Annotated in this window: 15 protein-coding genes; 6 read left to right on the top strand and 9 right to left on the bottom strand. The window is 64.8% G+C overall.

Features of this window, described 5'->3' with window-relative positions:
* Positions 1-111 precede the first annotated feature (111 nt).
* The 5 genes from DBIPINDM_RS17730 (at position 112) to DBIPINDM_RS17710 (ending at position 5,196) form a co-directional block, all read left to right on the top strand.
* Complete coding sequence (locus tag DBIPINDM_RS17730; RefSeq protein ID WP_258588452.1) at positions 112-717, top strand: hypothetical protein; 606 nt, start codon at positions 112-114, stop codon at positions 715-717.
* A gap of 1 nt (position 718) precedes the next feature.
* Positions 719-1,381 carry an ABC transporter ATP-binding protein gene (locus tag DBIPINDM_RS17725; protein ID WP_258588451.1) on the top strand — a complete coding sequence of 221 codons (663 nt, stop codon included), beginning with the start codon at positions 719-721 and terminating at the stop codon, positions 1,379-1,381.
* Positions 1,374-2,057 carry an ABC transporter ATP-binding protein gene (locus DBIPINDM_RS17720; protein WP_258588450.1) on the top strand — a complete coding sequence of 228 codons (684 nt, stop codon included), beginning with the start codon at positions 1,374-1,376 and terminating at the stop codon, positions 2,055-2,057. The genes DBIPINDM_RS17725 and DBIPINDM_RS17720 overlap by 8 nt, the downstream gene beginning before the upstream one ends.
* Entirely contained in the window at positions 2,054-4,708 is a 2,655-nt protein-coding gene (locus DBIPINDM_RS17715; protein WP_258588449.1) for an ABC transporter permease, read from the top strand. The genes DBIPINDM_RS17720 and DBIPINDM_RS17715 overlap by 4 nt, the downstream gene beginning before the upstream one ends.
* 233 nt (positions 4,709-4,941) lie before the next feature.
* A complete protein-coding gene (locus DBIPINDM_RS17710) occupies positions 4,942-5,196 on the top strand; it encodes a DUF1344 domain-containing protein (RefSeq protein WP_258588448.1) in 255 nt (84 codons plus the stop codon).
* Positions 5,197-5,283: 87 nt separating this feature from the next.
* Here the strand turns inward: DBIPINDM_RS17710 and DBIPINDM_RS17705 are convergent, their stop codons facing one another.
* The 5 genes from DBIPINDM_RS17705 to DBIPINDM_RS17685 form a co-directional block, all read right to left on the bottom strand.
* Positions 5,284-5,835 carry a phosphatase PAP2 family protein gene (locus DBIPINDM_RS17705; RefSeq protein ID WP_258588447.1) on the bottom strand — a complete coding sequence of 184 codons (552 nt, stop codon included), beginning with the start codon at positions 5,833-5,835 and terminating at the stop codon, positions 5,284-5,286.
* A 16-nt stretch (positions 5,836-5,851) separates the two neighbouring features.
* Positions 5,852-7,012: a glycosyltransferase gene (locus DBIPINDM_RS17700; protein ID WP_258588446.1), complete on the bottom strand. Its 1,161-nt coding sequence runs from the start codon at positions 7,010-7,012 to the stop codon at positions 5,852-5,854.
* Complete coding sequence (locus DBIPINDM_RS17695; RefSeq protein WP_258588445.1) at positions 7,009-8,628, bottom strand: ArnT family glycosyltransferase; 1,620 nt, start codon at positions 8,626-8,628, stop codon at positions 7,009-7,011. Before DBIPINDM_RS17695 ends, DBIPINDM_RS17700 begins: the two co-directional genes overlap by 4 nt.
* Before the next feature lie 7 nt (positions 8,629-8,635).
* Positions 8,636-8,788 (bottom strand): hypothetical protein, encoded by a 153-nt coding sequence (locus DBIPINDM_RS17690; RefSeq protein ID WP_258588444.1) that lies wholly within the window; start codon positions 8,786-8,788, stop codon positions 8,636-8,638.
* 167 nt (positions 8,789-8,955) lie between these two features.
* A complete protein-coding gene (locus tag DBIPINDM_RS17685; protein ID WP_183464419.1) occupies positions 8,956-9,384 on the bottom strand; it encodes an Lrp/AsnC family transcriptional regulator in 429 nt (142 codons plus the stop codon).
* A gap of 123 nt (positions 9,385-9,507) precedes the next feature.
* On the opposite strand from DBIPINDM_RS17685, the gene DBIPINDM_RS17680 reads away from it, so the two are divergent.
* Complete coding sequence (locus DBIPINDM_RS17680; protein WP_258588443.1) at positions 9,508-10,611, top strand: saccharopine dehydrogenase family protein; 1,104 nt, start codon at positions 9,508-9,510, stop codon at positions 10,609-10,611.
* Between the two features lie 405 nt (positions 10,612-11,016).
* Here the strand turns inward: DBIPINDM_RS17680 and lpdA are convergent, their stop codons facing one another.
* The 4 genes from lpdA to DBIPINDM_RS17660 form a co-directional block, all read right to left on the bottom strand.
* Entirely contained in the window at positions 11,017-12,411 is a 1,395-nt protein-coding gene (gene lpdA, locus DBIPINDM_RS17675) for a dihydrolipoyl dehydrogenase (protein WP_258588442.1), read from the bottom strand.
* 195 nt (positions 12,412-12,606) lie between these two features.
* Positions 12,607-13,920 carry a dihydrolipoamide acetyltransferase family protein gene (locus DBIPINDM_RS17670; RefSeq protein ID WP_258588441.1) on the bottom strand — a complete coding sequence of 438 codons (1,314 nt, stop codon included), beginning with the start codon at positions 13,918-13,920 and terminating at the stop codon, positions 12,607-12,609.
* 1 nt (position 13,921) lies between these two features.
* Positions 13,922-14,935 carry an alpha-ketoacid dehydrogenase subunit beta gene (locus DBIPINDM_RS17665; RefSeq protein ID WP_258588440.1) on the bottom strand — a complete coding sequence of 338 codons (1,014 nt, stop codon included), beginning with the start codon at positions 14,933-14,935 and terminating at the stop codon, positions 13,922-13,924.
* Between the two features lie 3 nt (positions 14,936-14,938).
* Positions 14,939-16,171 (bottom strand): 3-methyl-2-oxobutanoate dehydrogenase (2-methylpropanoyl-transferring) subunit alpha, encoded by a 1,233-nt coding sequence (locus DBIPINDM_RS17660; RefSeq protein WP_258588439.1) that lies wholly within the window; start codon positions 16,169-16,171, stop codon positions 14,939-14,941.
* Between the last annotated feature and the right edge of the window lie 409 nt (positions 16,172-16,580).

The following is a 16,580-nucleotide window of genomic DNA, read 5'->3' as shown; positions in this document are numbered from 1 at the left end:
AGCGCACCAAAGCGCCAATAGCTTACAAAAGCGTATGAGGTTGGCGACCCGCCCGTAAGCTTGCGGCGGCATACTGAATGGACCTAACCTTCCATTGAAAGGCCGCGGAAAATGAAAACCCACTTTCGGAAAATCATCGGCGTCTTACCCGTTCTCGCCGTCGCGGCGTGCCTGGGCACGACAGCTGTCATGGTTCCGGTGCTTGGCAGTTTGCCGGCCTCGGCCGCCGAGAAACCTGTGCAACCGGAAAAGAACCCTCCGGGCGACATTCCCGATTCGCAGGTGTTCATCGACTATACCTCGCCGGAAGGGTTCACCCTGAAGGTGCCGGAGGGCTGGGCACGGTCGGACCGTGCCGACGGCGCCAGCTTCGTCGACAAGCTGGACGGCGTCGTGGTCTCGGTTTCCAAGGCGGATGCCGCGCCGACCGTCGACAGCGCCAAGGCGGACTATGTCGCCAAGCTCAAGGCCATCGGACGCGCCGTGCAGGTCAGCGCGGTCAAGCAGGTCAAGCTGCCGGCCGGCACCGCGATCCGCATCGTCTACACCTCGAACTCCGAGCCGAACGCGGTAACCAACCGGCAGGTTCGCCTCGAAAACGAACGCTACCTCTATTTCAAGGACGGCAAGCTCGTCGCGCTCGAACTTTATGCACCCAAGGGCGCCGACAATGTCGATCAATGGCAACTGATGTCCAGCTCGTTCCGGTGGAAATGAGATGCACGCGTTGGACGCGCATGAGATCTATCGCTTTTTCCATATCGGTGACGACGAGACAGCCGCCTTGCGAGGCGTCAGTTTCCATGTCGCCGCCGGCGAGATCGTCGCCCTGGTCGGGCCATCCGGCAGCGGCAAATCCACCTTGCTGGCCTGCGTGACCGGCCTCGATGAACCGGATGGCGGCTATGTCGAGGTGGCCGGCGTCCGGCTGACGCGGCGACCGGAAGCGCATCGCACGCGCGTTCGCGCCGCCAGCTTCGGCATTCTGCTGCAGTCGGGAAACCTGTTCGGTCACCTGAACGTCGAGCAGAACCTTCGAATGCAGATGCTGCTGGCGAACAAGCCGGACGACCGGCGAATGGCCAGCCTGCTGGAAAGTGTCGGCCTTTCGCATCGCGCCCGCGCTTTTCCGACCGAGCTGTCCGGCGGCGAGACCGCGCGCGCCGGCCTTGCCGTGGCGCTGGCCGCCGATCCGCCGATCCTGATTGCCGACGAGCCGACCGCGGAGGTTGATAGCGAGACCGAATCCCGGCTGATCGCTCATTTCGAGGCGAGGCGCGACGCCGGACTGGCAACGCTGCTGGCCACCCACAGCAAGGTGCTGGCGCAGAGGGCCGATCGCATCATCAGGCTGAAGGATGGGAGGATCGCCCGTGGCTGAAACGCTCGTCGTCGCAAAAGGCCTCGGGCGAGACTTCCGGGATGGCAACGCCGGCCGGATCAGCGTGCTGCGCGATGTCGACTGTGAGATCGCGTCGGGCGCGCGCATCGCTCTCGTCGGACCTTCGGGTAGCGGCAAGACGACACTGCTGCATATTCTTGGCGGCCTCGACCGGCCGACGGCGGGTAGCGTCGAATGGCCCGGGCTCGGTTCATTCGAGACTCTGAGGCCGCGCCAGATCGGCTTCGTATTCCAGTCGCCCAGCCTGTTTCCTGCCCTCACCGCTGTCCAGAATGTCGGCCTGCCCATGCTGCTGGCCGGCGAGAATGTCGGCGCCAACGACATCGGGGCATCACTTCTGCAATCGTTCGGTCTCGGCGAACTCGGCAACAAGCTGCCGGAGGAACTGTCCGGCGGCCAGGCCCAGCGTATTGCCATGGCGCGCGCTCTGGTTATGGGTCCGAAGCTTGTACTTGCCGATGAGCCGACCGGGCAGCTGGACAGCCGAACGGCGCTGCGCTTCTTCGACGCCGTGTTCGACCGCCTGGAAGGCACCGACATCGCCCTGGTCGTTGCCACACATGACGAAGCCGTGGCCAACCGCATGGCGACGCGCTGGGCGATGGATCACGGCCGGCTCACCACCCGGCATCGGCCAGGGGCGGCTGCCGCATGATCACCCTGTTGTGGATTCGTGGTGTGCTTGCCCGCCGTTTCCTGCGCGTGGCTGGTGCGGCCGCCGGCATCGCGCTGACGGTCGCTCTGCTCGCCGCGATGGCGCTCTTCCTCGCCAACGCCGGGGCATCGATGACCGCCCGCGCAGGGTCGGCGGTTCCAATCGACTGGCAGGTGCAAGTGATTTCCGGTGCCGATCCGGACCTCGTCGGCAAGGCGCTGAGCGAAGCTGCTCCGGTCAAGGCCGTGCATCAGGTCCGCTATGCCGATGTCGCCGGTTTCGAGGCTCAAACCGCCGGCACGACCCAGACCACGGGGCCAGGCCAGGCCGTTGCTTTCGACAGCCGGTATTCCAGCGATTTCCCGGCGGAAATCCGCTCGCTTTCCGGCACCCTCGACGGCGCGCTGATTGCCCAGCAGACAGCCGCCAACCTCCATGTCGGTCCCGGCGACGCTGTCTCGATCCAGCGGGTGGGCCTGCCGCCGGCGGAGATCAGGATTGCCGGCGTGGTCGACCTCCCGGACGCCGACGCCCTGTTCCAGGCTGTCGGCCTGCCGCCCCAGGCCGCACCGCAGGCACCGCCCGACAATGTCCTCATCCTGCCGCAGGAAGCCTGGCGGCAATTGTTCGATCCGCAGCAGAAGGCGCGCCCCGACACCACCCGGCTGCAATTGCATGTGCGGCTTGCCCACGAAGCGCTGCCGCCGGATCCCGTCACCGCCTATAGTTTTGTCACCGCCGCCCAGCACAATCTTGAGGCGCGGGTCGCCGGTCAGGCCCTGGTGGCCGACAATCTCGGGTCACGCCTCGGGGCGGTCCGCGAGGATGCGCTGTACGCCTCTGTCCTGTTCCTGTTTCTCGGGCTGCCGGGCGTCGCGCTGGCGGTTGCGCTTACCTTTGCCGTCACCGCGTCCGGTGCGGCACGCCGGCGCACGGAACAGGCGCTGCTTCGCGTCCGCGGCGCGACGGTCAAAGCCATCCTGTTCCTGTCAGCCACGGAAGCCGCCGTCGCCGCCATCGGAGGCACCGCGATCGGCATGGCCGCGGCATCGCTGCTTGCCATCCTCGCTCCGGGCCTCGAGGCCGCGCTTGGCGTCGACGGACCGACGCTGCTTCTTGTCGCCATCTTCGGGCTGCTGGTCGGGTTCATCGCCTTTCTCTACCCAGCCTGGCGGGACGCGCGCTGGGCGACCGTGACCGCGGCGCGGCGCACCGTGAGCCGGCCGAGCGCGCCGCTCTGGCAGCGCTTGTGGCTGGACATCCTGCTGCTTGCGGCGGCGGGATTGTTCTTCTGGCAATCGGCGAGCACCGGATACCAGATCGTGCTTGCGCCCGAAGGCGTGGCGGCGACATCGGTGGACTACAAGGCATTCATCGCGCCGGCCTTGTTCTGGCTGGGCATGGCATTGCTGACGATCAGGCTGTCGACCGCGATCATCGCGCGCAATGGCGCGGTCCTGCGAATGATTATTGCCCCGGCATCGGGACCGCTGGCGCCCGTTGTATCGGCCGCCCTGTCGCGGCAAGCGGGGCGGCTGACGATCGGCATTGCGATGACCGCGCTGGCCATCTCTTTCGCCACGTCGACCGCCATCTTCAACACCACCTACAATGCCCAGGCGCGCATTGACGCCGAGCTGACGAACGGCTCCGATGTCACTGTCTTCGGCACGATGGACAGACCGGCCGGAGCCCACCTTGCGGCTCTGGCCTCACTGCCCGAAACGGCGGCGGCCGAGCCGATGCAACATCGCTTCGCCTATGTCGGCGCGGACCTGCAGGACCTCTACGGCATCGATCCCGGCCGCATCGGGCGCGCCACCGGTCTTTCCGATGCCTATTTCAGTGGCGCCAGCGCGGCCGGCACGCTCGCCCTGCTCGCCGCGACGCCGGACGGCGTCCTGGTGTCGGAAGAGACCGTACAGGATTTCCAGCTCCAGCAGGGCGATACGATCAACCTGCGGCTTATCGATGCCAGGGATCACCAGTATCATCCCGTGGCCTTCAAGTTCATCGGCGTCGCCCGCGAATTTCCGACCGCGCCAAAGGATTCCTTCCTCGTCGCCAACTCGGCCTATGTGGCCCGCATGACCGGCTCCGATGCGTCCGAATACGTGCTCATGCGGGCCAGGGCCGATCCTGCCGCATTGGCCCGGCAGGTTTCGTCGGCGCTGACTTCCGATCCGTCACTGAAGGTGGCCGATATCGGCCAGGCGGCACGTCTCATCGGCTCGAGCCTGACCGCGGTCGATCTCGGCGGATTGACGACAATCGAGCTGGGCTTCGCGGTCGTCATGGCCGCGGCCGCCGCCGGGCTGATGCTGGCCCTGGGGTTCTTCGAGCGTCGCCGGCCTTTCGCCATCCTCGCCGCGATCGGCGCCAAACCGCGCCAGCTCGCGGCTTTCCTCTGGAGCGAAGGTCTGCTGATCCTCGTTGGCGGCATGACGTTCGGCCTGCTTTCGGGCCTGCTGACGGCATGGATGCTGGTCAAGCTGTTGACCGGCGTTTTCGATCCGCCACCCGAAGCACTGTCGATCCCCTGGCTTTACCTGGCAGTCATGCTCGGTCTCGTCGCCGCTTCGGTGGCGGCCGCCGTTTGGTCCGCCAGGCCATCGGCGGGACAGGCAGCGGAACAGCTGCGCGACTTGTGAGGCCAGACGTCGATTTACCTATTTGTAAACTTGCGGCCAGCCCATCGACAACTCCACGGCCTAGGCTCGTTTTGTCTCTTGCTGGAGCAATTCCAGGAAAAGCGCGTAGCGCTTTCCCTGAGGAGTCGCGTCAAGACAAAGAGACAGATCCGGCGGCCAAACGGCCCGGATACCGGAGCCGCTCCAGGCCGATAGCCAGCGGCTCCACAACCAAGTGAAACGGGAAAAAGACCATGAAGAAGTCAGCTATCGCAGCCGCAATGGCACTCGCCGTCCTATCCTCGACCGGTGCTTTCGCCAAGGCGGCCACCGGCACCATTGCCAGCATTGACAAGAAGGGCGACTCGATCACGCTTTCCGACGGCAAGACCTTCGTCTTGCCGGAAGGTATCGAAGCCGAGACGCTGAAGGTTGGTGAGAAGGTGGTCGTGACCTATTCGACCAAGGCCGGCAAGCTGGCGGCATCGAGCATCCAGCCGGCTAAATAGCCGCCACCTGGAGCAATTCCAGGAAACGCGCATAAGGCCGAGGCCCGCCGGCAGCGATCTCGACCGCTGTCGGTGGGTTCGGCGTCTTCAAAGTATTCCGGTGATCAGGCGATCGAGCCGGGTGTTTTCCCGGTACGCGAGGCGAACCAGCGCCGCCGCCAGAAAGCCGGTCACGGCACCACCGAGAACATCGCTGACATAATGGGTTCCGAGATAGACGCGCGACAGCCCAACCAGCAACGCGGCCGCCAGGAAGCACACCCCGCGCCGGGACAGGCCGTGGACAAGGAAGGCGGCCGCGATGGCAAAACTTGCCGTCGAATGATCGGACGGAAACGAGAAATCGACGGTCCTGTCGATGATCAGGTGCGTGACATGCGCTTCGTAAGGGCGGGCTCGTTGCACGAACAGCAGGATCAGCTGGTTGATGCCAAGCCCGATAAGGAACGAAAGGCCGGCCGCTATCAGGACGTGACGGACGGCCGGATCGGCGCGCGGTACCCACCACTGCGCCAGGACTGCCAGCACCAGCAGCGGCACGCCTGCCGTCGAGATCCCGATCATCACGGGATCGATGGTCGGAGCGTGTCCGGCCCACGTGTTTATCCAGGCGGTGATCGCGGCGTCGAATTCATACATGCGCGGTCGGTCTCTCCTACTGGCGGCGCCAAGTGATGGCGGAATTGGTGATGTAGTTCCACGCCGAGCCGACGACAGCGCCGGCAAGGCCGGCGACCCACCAGCGTGAGTGACCGCTGTACAGAAGCGTCGACACGCCGACACCTGCCACGACACCAAAGCTGCACAGCGCCGCGAACATCAGCAACCCGGTCAAAAATCGCCAACCGCGCCGGCGCTGGTCGCGATAAGTGAAGGCGTTGTTCAGCGTGTAGTTGAAGGCCATCGCCGTGAACATGGCAGCTGTCTGGGCGACGGCAAACGACAGCCCGTGCGGCAGCAATGCATGCAGGACCGAGAGATGGACGACAACGCCGGCGGATCCGACCAGGCCGAAGGCGAGGAAGCGCGTCGAGATCAGGTCTCCCGACATTTTCGCGACCAGCAGGCCGGCATATTCAAGTGCGACCAAGGAGTCGAGCTTGCTCTGTCCGTGCAGGCGCGGGCCAAACACGTAGGGGATTTCCCTGATCCTGATGGCGGTTGGCGAAGACGCGACAATGTCGAGCAGGATCTTGAAACCTTGCCGCGACAGCCGGGGCGCCACCACGTCGACGATTTCCCTGCGCAGCATGAAGAACCCGCTCATCGGATCATCGACCGGCGTTCTCAAAAGCAGGCGCGCAAGACGCGTCGCCAGCCGGCTGACCCTCGACCGCAGCCTGCTAAATCCGCCTTGGGCACTGCCGTCGTCCCCGTACCGGCTGGCAATCACCAGGTCGGCCTCGCCGCGTTGCAGGATCTCGAACATGGCGGACAGGCGTGTTTCGTCGTGCTGCAGGTCTCCGTCCATCACGGCAACGATCGGCGCCGAGCTCGACAGGATGCCTTCGAGGCAGGCGCCGGCAAGGCCGCGGCGGGCGATGCGCCTGATGCCGCGAACACGGTGATCGGCGGCGGCAATGTCGCGGACCGCCAGGATCGTGCCGTCCTTCGAATCATCGTCGACAAAGACCACTTCCCATTCGATGTTGGCAAGCGATTGCCGCAGCCGGGCCACCAGCAGGCCGATATTGGCCCGCTCGTTCAGCGTTGGAACGACGATGGTCAATTCCGCGCCGCCATGCCCGGTGATGGCGGGAAACGCGCTGTCCGTTGCCAACGCCACGGCGCCGTGCTGGGAGGCCGCCTGGCTCATTGCTGTCCCCCGGCTTGTGCAGGCTGGACATTGGCCTGCGGCTGCCCCACGCGCGTCACCGGCAGGATCAGCATGTCGAAGACCGGAAATCCGGAGATCCGTTGCGTTATGCGCCGGGCGTCGCCGACGACGACAAACAGGCCGCCGAGATTGTCGCGATAGGCTTTTTCCTGAGCGGCCTCGTCGTCGCGGAAATTCATGGCGGCGATGAAAAAGCCGGTGGTTTGGCTGGCGAGACGGCTGTTGTCCATGAACTGGAAATGGCGCGGGTCTCCAGGAAGCACCTCGATCGGAATGTCCGGGCCAAGTTCGTAGGACAGCTTGGCCGCCTGCATCCAGTTCGAGGCAACGACATATCCGTTGGCGCGCCTGATCTCGTCGGCAACCTTGCTGTCCGTCAGCGCCGACCAATCGACGAGCTGCCAGTTGACGTCGAACTTCGGCGCCCTCGGGAAAAAGGGCCTGGTCAACGCGCCGGTTGTCGCCTGCACCGCAAACCCAGTGGCCAGAAGTGGAACGACGGTAGCGGCGACGACGATGGACACCACGAGCAGTCTTGGCCTGCGCAATGAAAATGCGCCGCACCATTGACCGACGAGCGGAAAGGCAAACAGGAAGCCACTCATCGACCAGTGCGGCAGCGAGTGGGCACTGAACAGGGCGATCAGGTCGAAGAACACGACAGGTACCGCCGAAAGCAGCACGAAGAGGCGATCTGTTGCCGTGCCGCCCCAGGCGCCTCGCCACAGGCACGCCATGGCGACCGCCCAGATCGGCGGCCAAACATACAGCGCCTGGCCGAGCAACATGACGACTAGGTTGCCGGGATGCAGGAGATGGCCGTCATTGGCCGTACCCCGCCCGGACTGGAATGCCAGCGAAATCCAGCCATGATCCATGTTCCATATTACGACCGGCAGCAGACCAAGTGCCGCGATGGCCCCGGCCACCCATGGCCCTGCAGTCCGAAGCTGGGCTCGGCCGGGTTTCGTCAACAGCAGGACCAGCGGCGCCGAGATGCAGAACAGACCGGCCTGATATTTCGACATCAGCGCCAGCCCGAGCGCCACGCCGGCCGCGCACCAGCGCAGGAACGCAAAACGCGGTTCAGCGCCGAGAAGCATCGGCGCGGCCAGGCAGGCGGCGGCCAGCAGAAAGAAATCAAGCGGTCCGTCGGGAACGACGAAATGGCCAGCGGAGATAAGAAAGAACGGGGCAACCGTATACCAGGCCACGGCCCAGAATGCGGCAACGACGCCATAGGCGTATCGGGTCAGCGCAAACAGCAGCAACGCCGACGCAGAGCCGAGCAACACATAGGGAAGCCTCAGCACAAGCCGGCATTCGCAGCCGGAAACATCCGCCATGAACCGGGCGAGCGCGAAGCCGATCGGAGGATGATCGAAATAGGAAAGCGAATGGCTACGCGACACCACGACCGCGTAGGCCTCGTCAATCGAAAGTGGGATGACCGACGCAAGCCCTATCCTGAAGATCAGGAACCCAACGACGAGAAGCGCCATCTGGGAAACGGGATGCGTCGGAAAGGAGCGCGCCGCGCTGGATGTGGGCCATGTGGCAGCCCCGGCACCTCGCCAGGTCTCGTCGTACTGCATCTGGGCGCTACCAGAACCAGAACAGATGGGAGCCGTAGTCTGGCATCGGCTCGTTTCCGGACATGACGATCAGCAGCAAGGCAATGGCCGGCAACGCGATGCCGGTCGTGATCCAGATCCACCGACCAGCCCGGACGGGAATATTGCGCGGTACGGACAAAGCCACCTCTCGGAACACGACAGGCTTTCGGCTTGGGACGGTCTTAGCCGCAGCGGTTCAGGCGTGACACTGCCTCGTCAATCATACTGCCGCCTTGCCGGGTTCTTACAAATCAGTAAGGGTGAATTGTTCACGGACGACCCGGCCCCGCACAGCCGGCCCGACACTCAGCGGTCGATCCGCGTCGACAGGATGATCGACGACGAGGTCCGCTCGACTCCATCCATGGCGCCGATCTGGTCGAGCAGCGCGTCAAGGTCGCGGATCGACGGCGCGTCGACGATGACGATCATGTCGAAATTGCCGCTGACGGAGTGCAGCGTCCGCACGGGGGGCAGCGCCTGCAGGGCGCGCACCACCTTGTCGGCAAGCTTCGGCGTGACGGTAAGCAGCACATGTGCCTTGACCAGCCCCTGCTCATAGTCCGCGGAGAGCTTGACGCCATAGCCTGATATGATGCCGCGCTGTTCCAGCCGCTCGATCCGGCTCTGCACCGTCGTGCGCGACACGCCGAGCTGCCGTGCCAGCTCGGCCGTCGAGGCGCGGGCGTTGGAACGCAACAGGGAAAGCAGCGCTTGTTCGGCTTCACTGAGCATTTCGACGAATCCTCTCGGCAGATCAGCTAAAGATAGGGTTCACTCTGCCAGATTTCACGCTTCCTTTCGACAGGCAAGCTGCGATGATTCCCGTCAATTGGAATTTGGCAGGGGTATTTGACCATGAACAACATCGTTATCGTCGGCGCCGGCAAGATCGGCTCGACCATCGCCGGGATGCTCGCTGCAACGGGCGATTACCACGTTACCCTCGTCGACCGCTCGGCGGCGCAGCTTGCCGCGGCCGAAGTGCCTGCCGGCGTCGAGACGCTCGAACTCGACATCGCCGCAGTCGGCACCCTTGAGGCAGCGCTCGCCGGTAAGTTTGCCGTGCTCAGCGCCGCCCCCTTTCACCTCACCACGCGCATCGCCGAAGCAGCGGCCAGCGCCGGCGTGCACTATCTCGACCTGACCGAGGATGTCGTCTCGACCCGGCGCGTCAAGGAATTGGCGCGTTCGGGCAAGAGTGCCTTCATCCCGCAATGCGGGCTGGCACCAGGCTTCATCTCGATCGTCGCCAACGATCTCGCCAGCCGCTTCGACACGCTGGAAAGCGTGCGCATGCGCGTCGGCGCGCTGCCGCAATACCCGTCCAATGCGCTGAACTACAATCTGACCTGGAGCACCGACGGCGTCATCAACGAATATTGCGAGCCTTGCGAGGCGATCGTCGAGGGCGAGCTGATTGAAGTGCCGCCGCTGGAAGAGCGCGAGGAGTTCTCGCTCGACGGCGTCACTTATGAGGCCTTCAACACCTCGGGTGGCCTGGGCACGCTGGCCGAGACGCTGAAGGGCAAGGTGCGCACGCTGAACTACCGCACCATCCGCTATCCCGGCCACGCCGCGATCATGAAGGCGCTGCTCAACGACCTTGGCCTGCGCCACCGCCGCGACGTGCTGAAGGACATCTTCGAGAGCGCCCTGCCGGCGACGCTGCAGGACGTGGTCATCGTCTTCGTCACCGTGTCCGGCCGCCGCAACGGCCGCCTGCTGCAGGAAACCTACGCCAACAAGATCTATTCGCAGCGCGTTGGCAACCAGCTGCGCAGCGCCATCCAGATCACCACCGCGTCCGGCATCTGCGCCGTGCTCGACATGCTGGCCGACGGCAGCCTGCCGGCGACCGGCTTCGTCAAGCAGGAAGACATCGCGCTCGACGCCTTCCTCGCCAACCGCTTCGGCCGCGCCTATGCCCAGCATGAGATGGTTAGCCGGCTGGCGAGTTAGGAGCCTGGGGATAGGTTCGCGCCTTTCCTCTCCCCCGTCGATCGGGGGAGAGGTGGCTCGGCGAAGCCGAGACGGAGTGGGGGTCGACCTGGCTCGGGCGTGGTTACTTCAAGCCGGGGCGATGCCGCGCCGTGATCGAGGCCCTGTGGTGCGTTGCCAGCGGCGGCGCGTTTGAGCACCGCCTTCCCCCACTCCGTCGCTGCTTCGCAGCGCCACCTCTCCCCCCTCCGGAGGGAGAGGAAGGGAGCTTGGGTCGGCGAACTCGCGCCCTTCCTAGGCCGCGTGCCCGCCGCAGCGCCGCGCCATCCAATCCGCTTGGCGCTGCGGCGGACGCATAGAGGGAGAAGTGTTACCCATGTATCCGGTTCAAAGTGTTACCCATCTATCGGCTGGACAGCCTGGCCCTCAAATATGCAGCGCGTGCCCGAGCGCCTTCAGCGCCGCCTCCTGGAAACCCTCGCCCTGCGTCGGGTGGGCATGGATGGTGCCGGCGATATCCTCCAGCCGCGCGCCCATTTCCAGCGCCAGCCCGAACGCCGCCGACAGTTCCGACACGCCTTGCCCGACCGCCTGGATGCCGAGCACCAGATGGTTGTCGGCGCGGGCAACGACGCGAACGAACCCCTCCTCGCCGAGCCTCGTCATCGCCCGCCCATTGGCGGCGAACGGGAACAGCCCGATTTTGATCTCGCCCTGAGCCTTGGCCTCTTCCGGCGACAACCCGGCCGTCACCAGCTCCGGATCGGTGAAGCAGACAGCGGGGATTGAGCGCTTGTCCCAGCTGCGCTTGTGACCGGCGACGATCTCGGCGACCATTTCGCCTTGCGCCATGGCGCGATGCGCCAGCATCGGCTCGCCGGTGACATCGCCAATGGCGAAAATGCCGCGCATCGAGGTGCGGCATTGGTCGTCGATGCGGATGAATTTGCCTGACATGTCGAGGTCGATCTGGTCGAGCCCCCAGCCTTCCGTCACCGGCTTGCGGCCGACCGTCACCAGGATCTTGTCGGCGGAAACCCTGGCACTCTTGCCGTCCGCTGTCTCGACCAGCAGCGCGTCACCCTTGGTCGACAGGCCCTTGGCCTTGGCACCGAGAATGACCTCGATGCCGAGTGCCCCGAGCCGCTTGACCACGGGGCGGGTCAGCTCGGCATCATACTGCGCCAGCACGCGCGGCAAGGCCTCGACCACGGTCACCTGAGCGCCCATCTTGGCGAAGGCCATGCCGAGTTCCAGCCCGATATAGCCGCCACCAACGACAGCAAGCTTCTTCGGCACTTCGCTCAGCGCCAGCGCGTCCGTGGACGATATGACAGGCCCGCCAAAGGGAAGAAAAGACAGTTCGACCGGCGCCGAGCCGGCGGCGATGACAATCGTTTCGGCACGGATCACCTGGCTTCCCGTCTCGGTCTCGACCTCGACGGTCTTGCCGTCACGGAACGTCGCCCAGCCATGCACGGTCTTCACGCCGGCCTTCTTCAACAGGCCGGCGACGCCGCTGTTGAGCCGGCTGACAATGCCGTCCTTCCAGGCGACGGTTTTGCCGAGGTCGAGCACGGGTGCCGAAACCGAAATGCCGAGCGGGCTCTTGCCGCCGGCCATATGCGCGACCTTCTCGAACTCTTCCGCCGCATGGATCAGCGCCTTGGACGGAATGCAGCCGACATTGAGGCAGGTGCCGCCAGGCTTGCCGGCTTCGACGATCACCGTATCGACGCCGAGCTGGCCGGCGCGGATGGCTGAGATATAGCCGCCCGGACCGGCGCCGATGACGAGCAGCTTGCAGGAGATTTCTTTCATCTTGGCACGCTCTTTTTGGTGAAGGCCCCCTCATCCGGCCGCTTCGCGGCCACCTTCTCCCCGCTGGGGAGAAGAGACTGGCGCCGGCGTCGACAATCTCCTCTCCCCTCGGGGAGAGGTCGGATTGCCCCGAATTGCCTTCGCAATTCGGTTGGCAATCCGGGTGAGGGGGACTTTGCGACCGTTCTCATCACCTCAATCCACAAAGATCAGCGCCGGCGTTTCCAGCAGCGTCTTGATCCGCTGCACGAACACCGCCGCGTCCCAACCATCGATCACCCGATGGTCGAAGCTCGACGACAGGTTCATCATCTTGCGCGGGATGAACTGCGTGCCGTCCCACACCGGCCGTACCATCATCTTGTTGACGCCGATGATTGCCACTTCCGGATGGTTGATGACCGGCGTCGTCGCAACACCGCCCATGGCGCCGAGCGAAGTGATGGTGATGGTCGAGCCGGACAACTCGTCGCGTGTCGCCGTGCCGGATTTGGCCGCCTCGGCCAACCTGTTGACCTCGGCGCCGCAATCCCAGATGTCGCGCGCCTCGGCATGCTTGACGACAGGCACCACCAGCCCCGACGGCGTCTGCGCGGCGATGCCGATATGGATGCCGCCATGCTGGTGGATGATGCCGGCCTCGTCGTCGAACAGCGAATTGAGCTGGGGCTGGTCCGCGATCGCCTTGACCATGGCCCGCATCAGGAACGGCAGCAGCGTCAGCTTCGGCCTGTCCGCCCGCTTCTCCTTGTTGAGCGCGGCGCGCAGCTCTTCCAGCGCGGTGACGTCGATCTCCTCGACATAGGTGATGTGAGGGATGCGCGATTTGGACAGCGTCATCTTCTCGGCGATCTTGCGCCGCAAGCCCACCACCTTGATGTCCTCGACCGCATCGTTGCGGGCGAGGCCCGATGCCTTGGCCACCTGCGGCCCGCGCGCCAGGAACGCCTCGATATCCTCATGACCGATGCGGCCGGCCGGGCCGCTTCCGGCAACTTGTCTCAGATCGATGCCCGCCTCTTTCGCCCGCAAGCGCACGGCCGGCGACGCCAGCGGTTTTTCGCCTTCCGGGCGCGGCGCGCCGGAGACGGATGTCCGCCCGGTGCTTTTCAAAACGCCGGGGGCGGGTTTCACGTCCGCAACGCTGGCTTTTGCCGGGGACTTCGCGGCCGGCGCGGCAGTCTCGGGTTTCGGCGTCGGAAGCTTGGCCGGAGGTTCGACCACCACCTCGGCCTTGGCGCCGCCCTGCGGCTTCACATTGCCCTCGCCCGCCACTTTCAGCCGCACGATCGGCGAGCCGATTGCCACCGTGTCGCCGATCTCGGCGCCCAGCCACAGGATCTCGCCATCGACGGGTGACGGAATCTCGACCGTCGCCTTGTCGGTCATGACGGCGGCGAGCACGGTGTCCTCGCGCACGATGTCGCCGATCTTGACGTGCCATTCGACGAGCTCGGCCTCGGCGACGCCCTCGCCGACATCGGGCAGCTTGATGATGTGCTCGCCCATGTCAGGCCTCCATGGTTTCGATGAGCGCGCGGCCGACCCGCGCGGGCCCCGGGAAATAGTCCCACTCCTGCGCATGCGGATAGGGCGTGTCCCAGCCGGCGACCCGCGCCACCGGCGCTTCCAGATGATAAAAACAGTTTTCCTGCACCAGCGCCGACAGCTCGGCGCCGAAGCCGGAGGTCAGCGTCGCCTCATGCACGATGACGCAGCGCCCGGTCTTCTTGACCGAAGCGACGATGGCGTCGAGGTCGAGCGGCAGCAGTGTCCTGAGATCAATGATCTCGGCATCGATGCCGGTTTCCTCGGCCGCCGCCTGCGCGACATAGACCATGGTGCCATAGGCGAGCACGGTGACCGCCGAACCTGCCCGGCGGATCGCCGCCTTGCCGAGCGGCACGGTGTAATGACCGTCGGCGACTTCGCCGAGCTCATGCTTCGACCAGGGCGTCACCGGCCGGTCGTGATGGCCGTCGAACGGTCCGTTGTAGAGGCGTTTTGGCTCGAGAAAGATCACCGGGTCAGGATCCTCGATCGCCGCGATCAAAAGTCCCTTGGCATCATGCGGGTTGGATGGCACGACGGTCTTCAGACCGGAGACGTGGGTGAACAACGCTTCCGGACTCTGGCTGTGTGTCTGGCCGCCAAAAATGCCGCCGCCGGTTGGCATGCGCACAACGATCGGGCAGGTGAAATCGCCGTTCGAGCGGTAGCGCAGCCGCGCCGCCTCCTGGGTCAGCTGGTCGTAGGCAGGGTACATGTAGTCGGCAAACTGAATTTCCACGCAGGGCTTCAAGCCATAGGCCGCCATGCCGATGGCCGACCCGACAATGCCGGATTCATTGATCGGCGCATCGAAACAGCGGCTCTTGCCGTATTTGGCCTGCAAGCCATGGGTGACGCGGAAGACGCCGCCGAAGAAGCCGACATCCTCGCCGAACACGACGACTTTGTCGTCACGTCCCATCGACACATCCATGGCATCACGAATGGCCTCGATCATGGTCCGTCTTGGCATGGCTCAGACTCCCGCCTGCTGGCGCTGGCGTCTGAGATGCGGCGGCATCTCGGCGTATAGGCCTTCGAACATGTCGCGCGTCGACGGCTTGCCGCCGGCATGCAGCGTGCCGTGGCTTTCCGCCTCCTTCTGCGCCGCGATCACCGTGTCGAGGATTTCGGCCTCAGCCTGCGCGTGCCGCTCATCCGACCAGACGCCGAGCCCGATCAAATGGTTCTTCAGCCGCACGATCGGGTCGCCGAGCGGCCAGGCATCGGATTCGGTCTTTGGCCGGTAGGCGGAGGGATCGTCCGAGCTCGAATGGGCGCCGGCGCGATAGGTGACATATTCGACCAGCGTCGGCCCAAGGTTGCTGCGCGCACGCTCCGCCGCCCATTTGGCGACAGCGTGGACGGCGAGATAGTCATTGCCGTCGACCCGCAGCGAGGGAATGCCGAAGCCGAGGCCCCGCGCGGCAAAGGTGCCGGAGCCGCCACGCGCAATGCCCTGAAAGGTCGAGATCGCCCACTGGTTGTTGACGACATTGAGCACGACCGGCGCCTTGTAGGTGGAGGCGAACACCAGCGCCGAATGGAAGTCGGATTCCGCCGTTGAGCCGTCGCCGATCCAGGCCGCCGCGATCTTGGAATCGTTCGAGATCGCCGAGGCCATCGCCCAGCCGACCGCCTGGATATATTGCGTCGCCAGATTGCCGGAGATCGAGAAGAAGCCGTGCTCCTTCGACGAATACATGATCGGCAGCTGCCGGCCTTTCAGCGGGTCGGCCTCGTTGGAATAGATCTGGTTCATCATCGTCACCATCGGATAGCCGTCGGCGATGAGCAGGCCGGCCTGCCGATAGGTCGGAAAATTCATGTCGCCCGGCGCAAGCGCCTTGCGGAAGGCGCAGCTTACCGCCTCCTCGCCGAGATGCTGCATGTAGAAGGATGTCTTGCCCTGTCGCTGCGCCATCTGCATGCGGGCATCGAAGGTTCTGAGTGTCATCATATGGCGCAGGCCCTCCAGCAGTTCATGGCTGGAAAGCAACCCGGCCCACGGCCCGACCGCTTCGCCGTTGCGGTTCAGCACACGGATGATCGAAAACGCCATGTCGCGGATGGTGCGCGGATCGACATCGATGTCGGGACGCGGCACCGAGCCGGCCTCGGCGATGGTCACATTGGAAAAGTCAGGCGTGCCGCCCGGCCGCACTTCCGGCTCCGGAACGTGAAACCGCAACATCCCAGCATCGGCCATGACCTTTGTCCTCCAATGTTGCCTGGCCCGAGGATATTTGCACATCCGTGCCGCCAGACCAGTGCGAATTCGTCGGGCAAGGCGCACACATCGGACCGGCCGCGCCGGCCGATCCAGCCTCCCGAGTACAAGATGTAGATATGTGCGCGAAATTTCTTGTCGATGTTTCAGTGCGGCGCGCAATTTGGCGCAAGATTGGGCGGGATTTCCGGCCAGATAAGGTGATTGGGCGGCAGACCATCGCGCCTTTCCTCTCCCCCGTCGATCGGGGGAGAGGTGTCGAGCGAAGCTCGACGGAGTGGGGGTCGATGGCTTGGGCTTTGTTATTTCAAGCTAGGCAATGCCTCGGCTTGATCGAGGCTCTGTGGCGAGTTGTCAGCAGCAGCGCATTTGAGGGCCGGCTTCCCCC

The organism is Mesorhizobium sp. AR02 (assembly GCF_024746835.1).
Classification (GTDB): domain Bacteria; phylum Pseudomonadota; class Alphaproteobacteria; order Rhizobiales; family Rhizobiaceae; genus Mesorhizobium.
Note: the sequence above shows the minus strand (reverse complement) of the source record. Positions and strands in the feature narration are given on the sequence as shown.

Bases quoted from the DNA above. Each gene is read 5' to 3' on its own strand.
- DBIPINDM_RS17680 (WP_258588443.1), top strand. From the start codon at position 9,508: ATGAACAACATCGTTATCGTCGGCGCCGGCAAGATCGGCTCGACCATC.
- DBIPINDM_RS17670 (WP_258588441.1), bottom strand. From the start codon at position 13,920: ATGGGCGAGCACATCATCAAGCTGCCCGATGTCGGCGAGGGCGTCGCC.
- lpdA (WP_258588442.1), bottom strand. From the start codon at position 12,411: ATGAAAGAAATCTCCTGCAAGCTGCTCGTCATCGGCGCCGGTCCGGGC.
- DBIPINDM_RS17705 (WP_258588447.1), bottom strand. From the start codon at position 5,835: ATGTATGAATTCGACGCCGCGATCACCGCCTGGATAAACACGTGGGCC.
- DBIPINDM_RS17660 (WP_258588439.1), bottom strand. From the start codon at position 16,171: ATGGCCGATGCTGGGATGTTGCGGTTTCACGTTCCGGAGCCGGAAGTG.
- DBIPINDM_RS17665 (WP_258588440.1), bottom strand. From the start codon at position 14,935: ATGCCAAGACGGACCATGATCGAGGCCATTCGTGATGCCATGGATGTG.
- DBIPINDM_RS17685 (WP_183464419.1), bottom strand. From the start codon at position 9,384: ATGCTCAGTGAAGCCGAACAAGCGCTGCTTTCCCTGTTGCGTTCCAAC.
- DBIPINDM_RS17725 (WP_258588451.1), top strand. From the start codon at position 719: ATGCACGCGTTGGACGCGCATGAGATCTATCGCTTTTTCCATATCGGT.
- DBIPINDM_RS17715 (WP_258588449.1), top strand. From the start codon at position 2,054: ATGATCACCCTGTTGTGGATTCGTGGTGTGCTTGCCCGCCGTTTCCTG.
- DBIPINDM_RS17730 (WP_258588452.1), top strand. From the start codon at position 112: ATGAAAACCCACTTTCGGAAAATCATCGGCGTCTTACCCGTTCTCGCC.
- DBIPINDM_RS17710 (WP_258588448.1), top strand. From the start codon at position 4,942: ATGAAGAAGTCAGCTATCGCAGCCGCAATGGCACTCGCCGTCCTATCC.
- DBIPINDM_RS17695 (WP_258588445.1), bottom strand. From the start codon at position 8,628: ATGCAGTACGACGAGACCTGGCGAGGTGCCGGGGCTGCCACATGGCCC.
- DBIPINDM_RS17700 (WP_258588446.1), bottom strand. From the start codon at position 7,012: ATGAGCCAGGCGGCCTCCCAGCACGGCGCCGTGGCGTTGGCAACGGAC.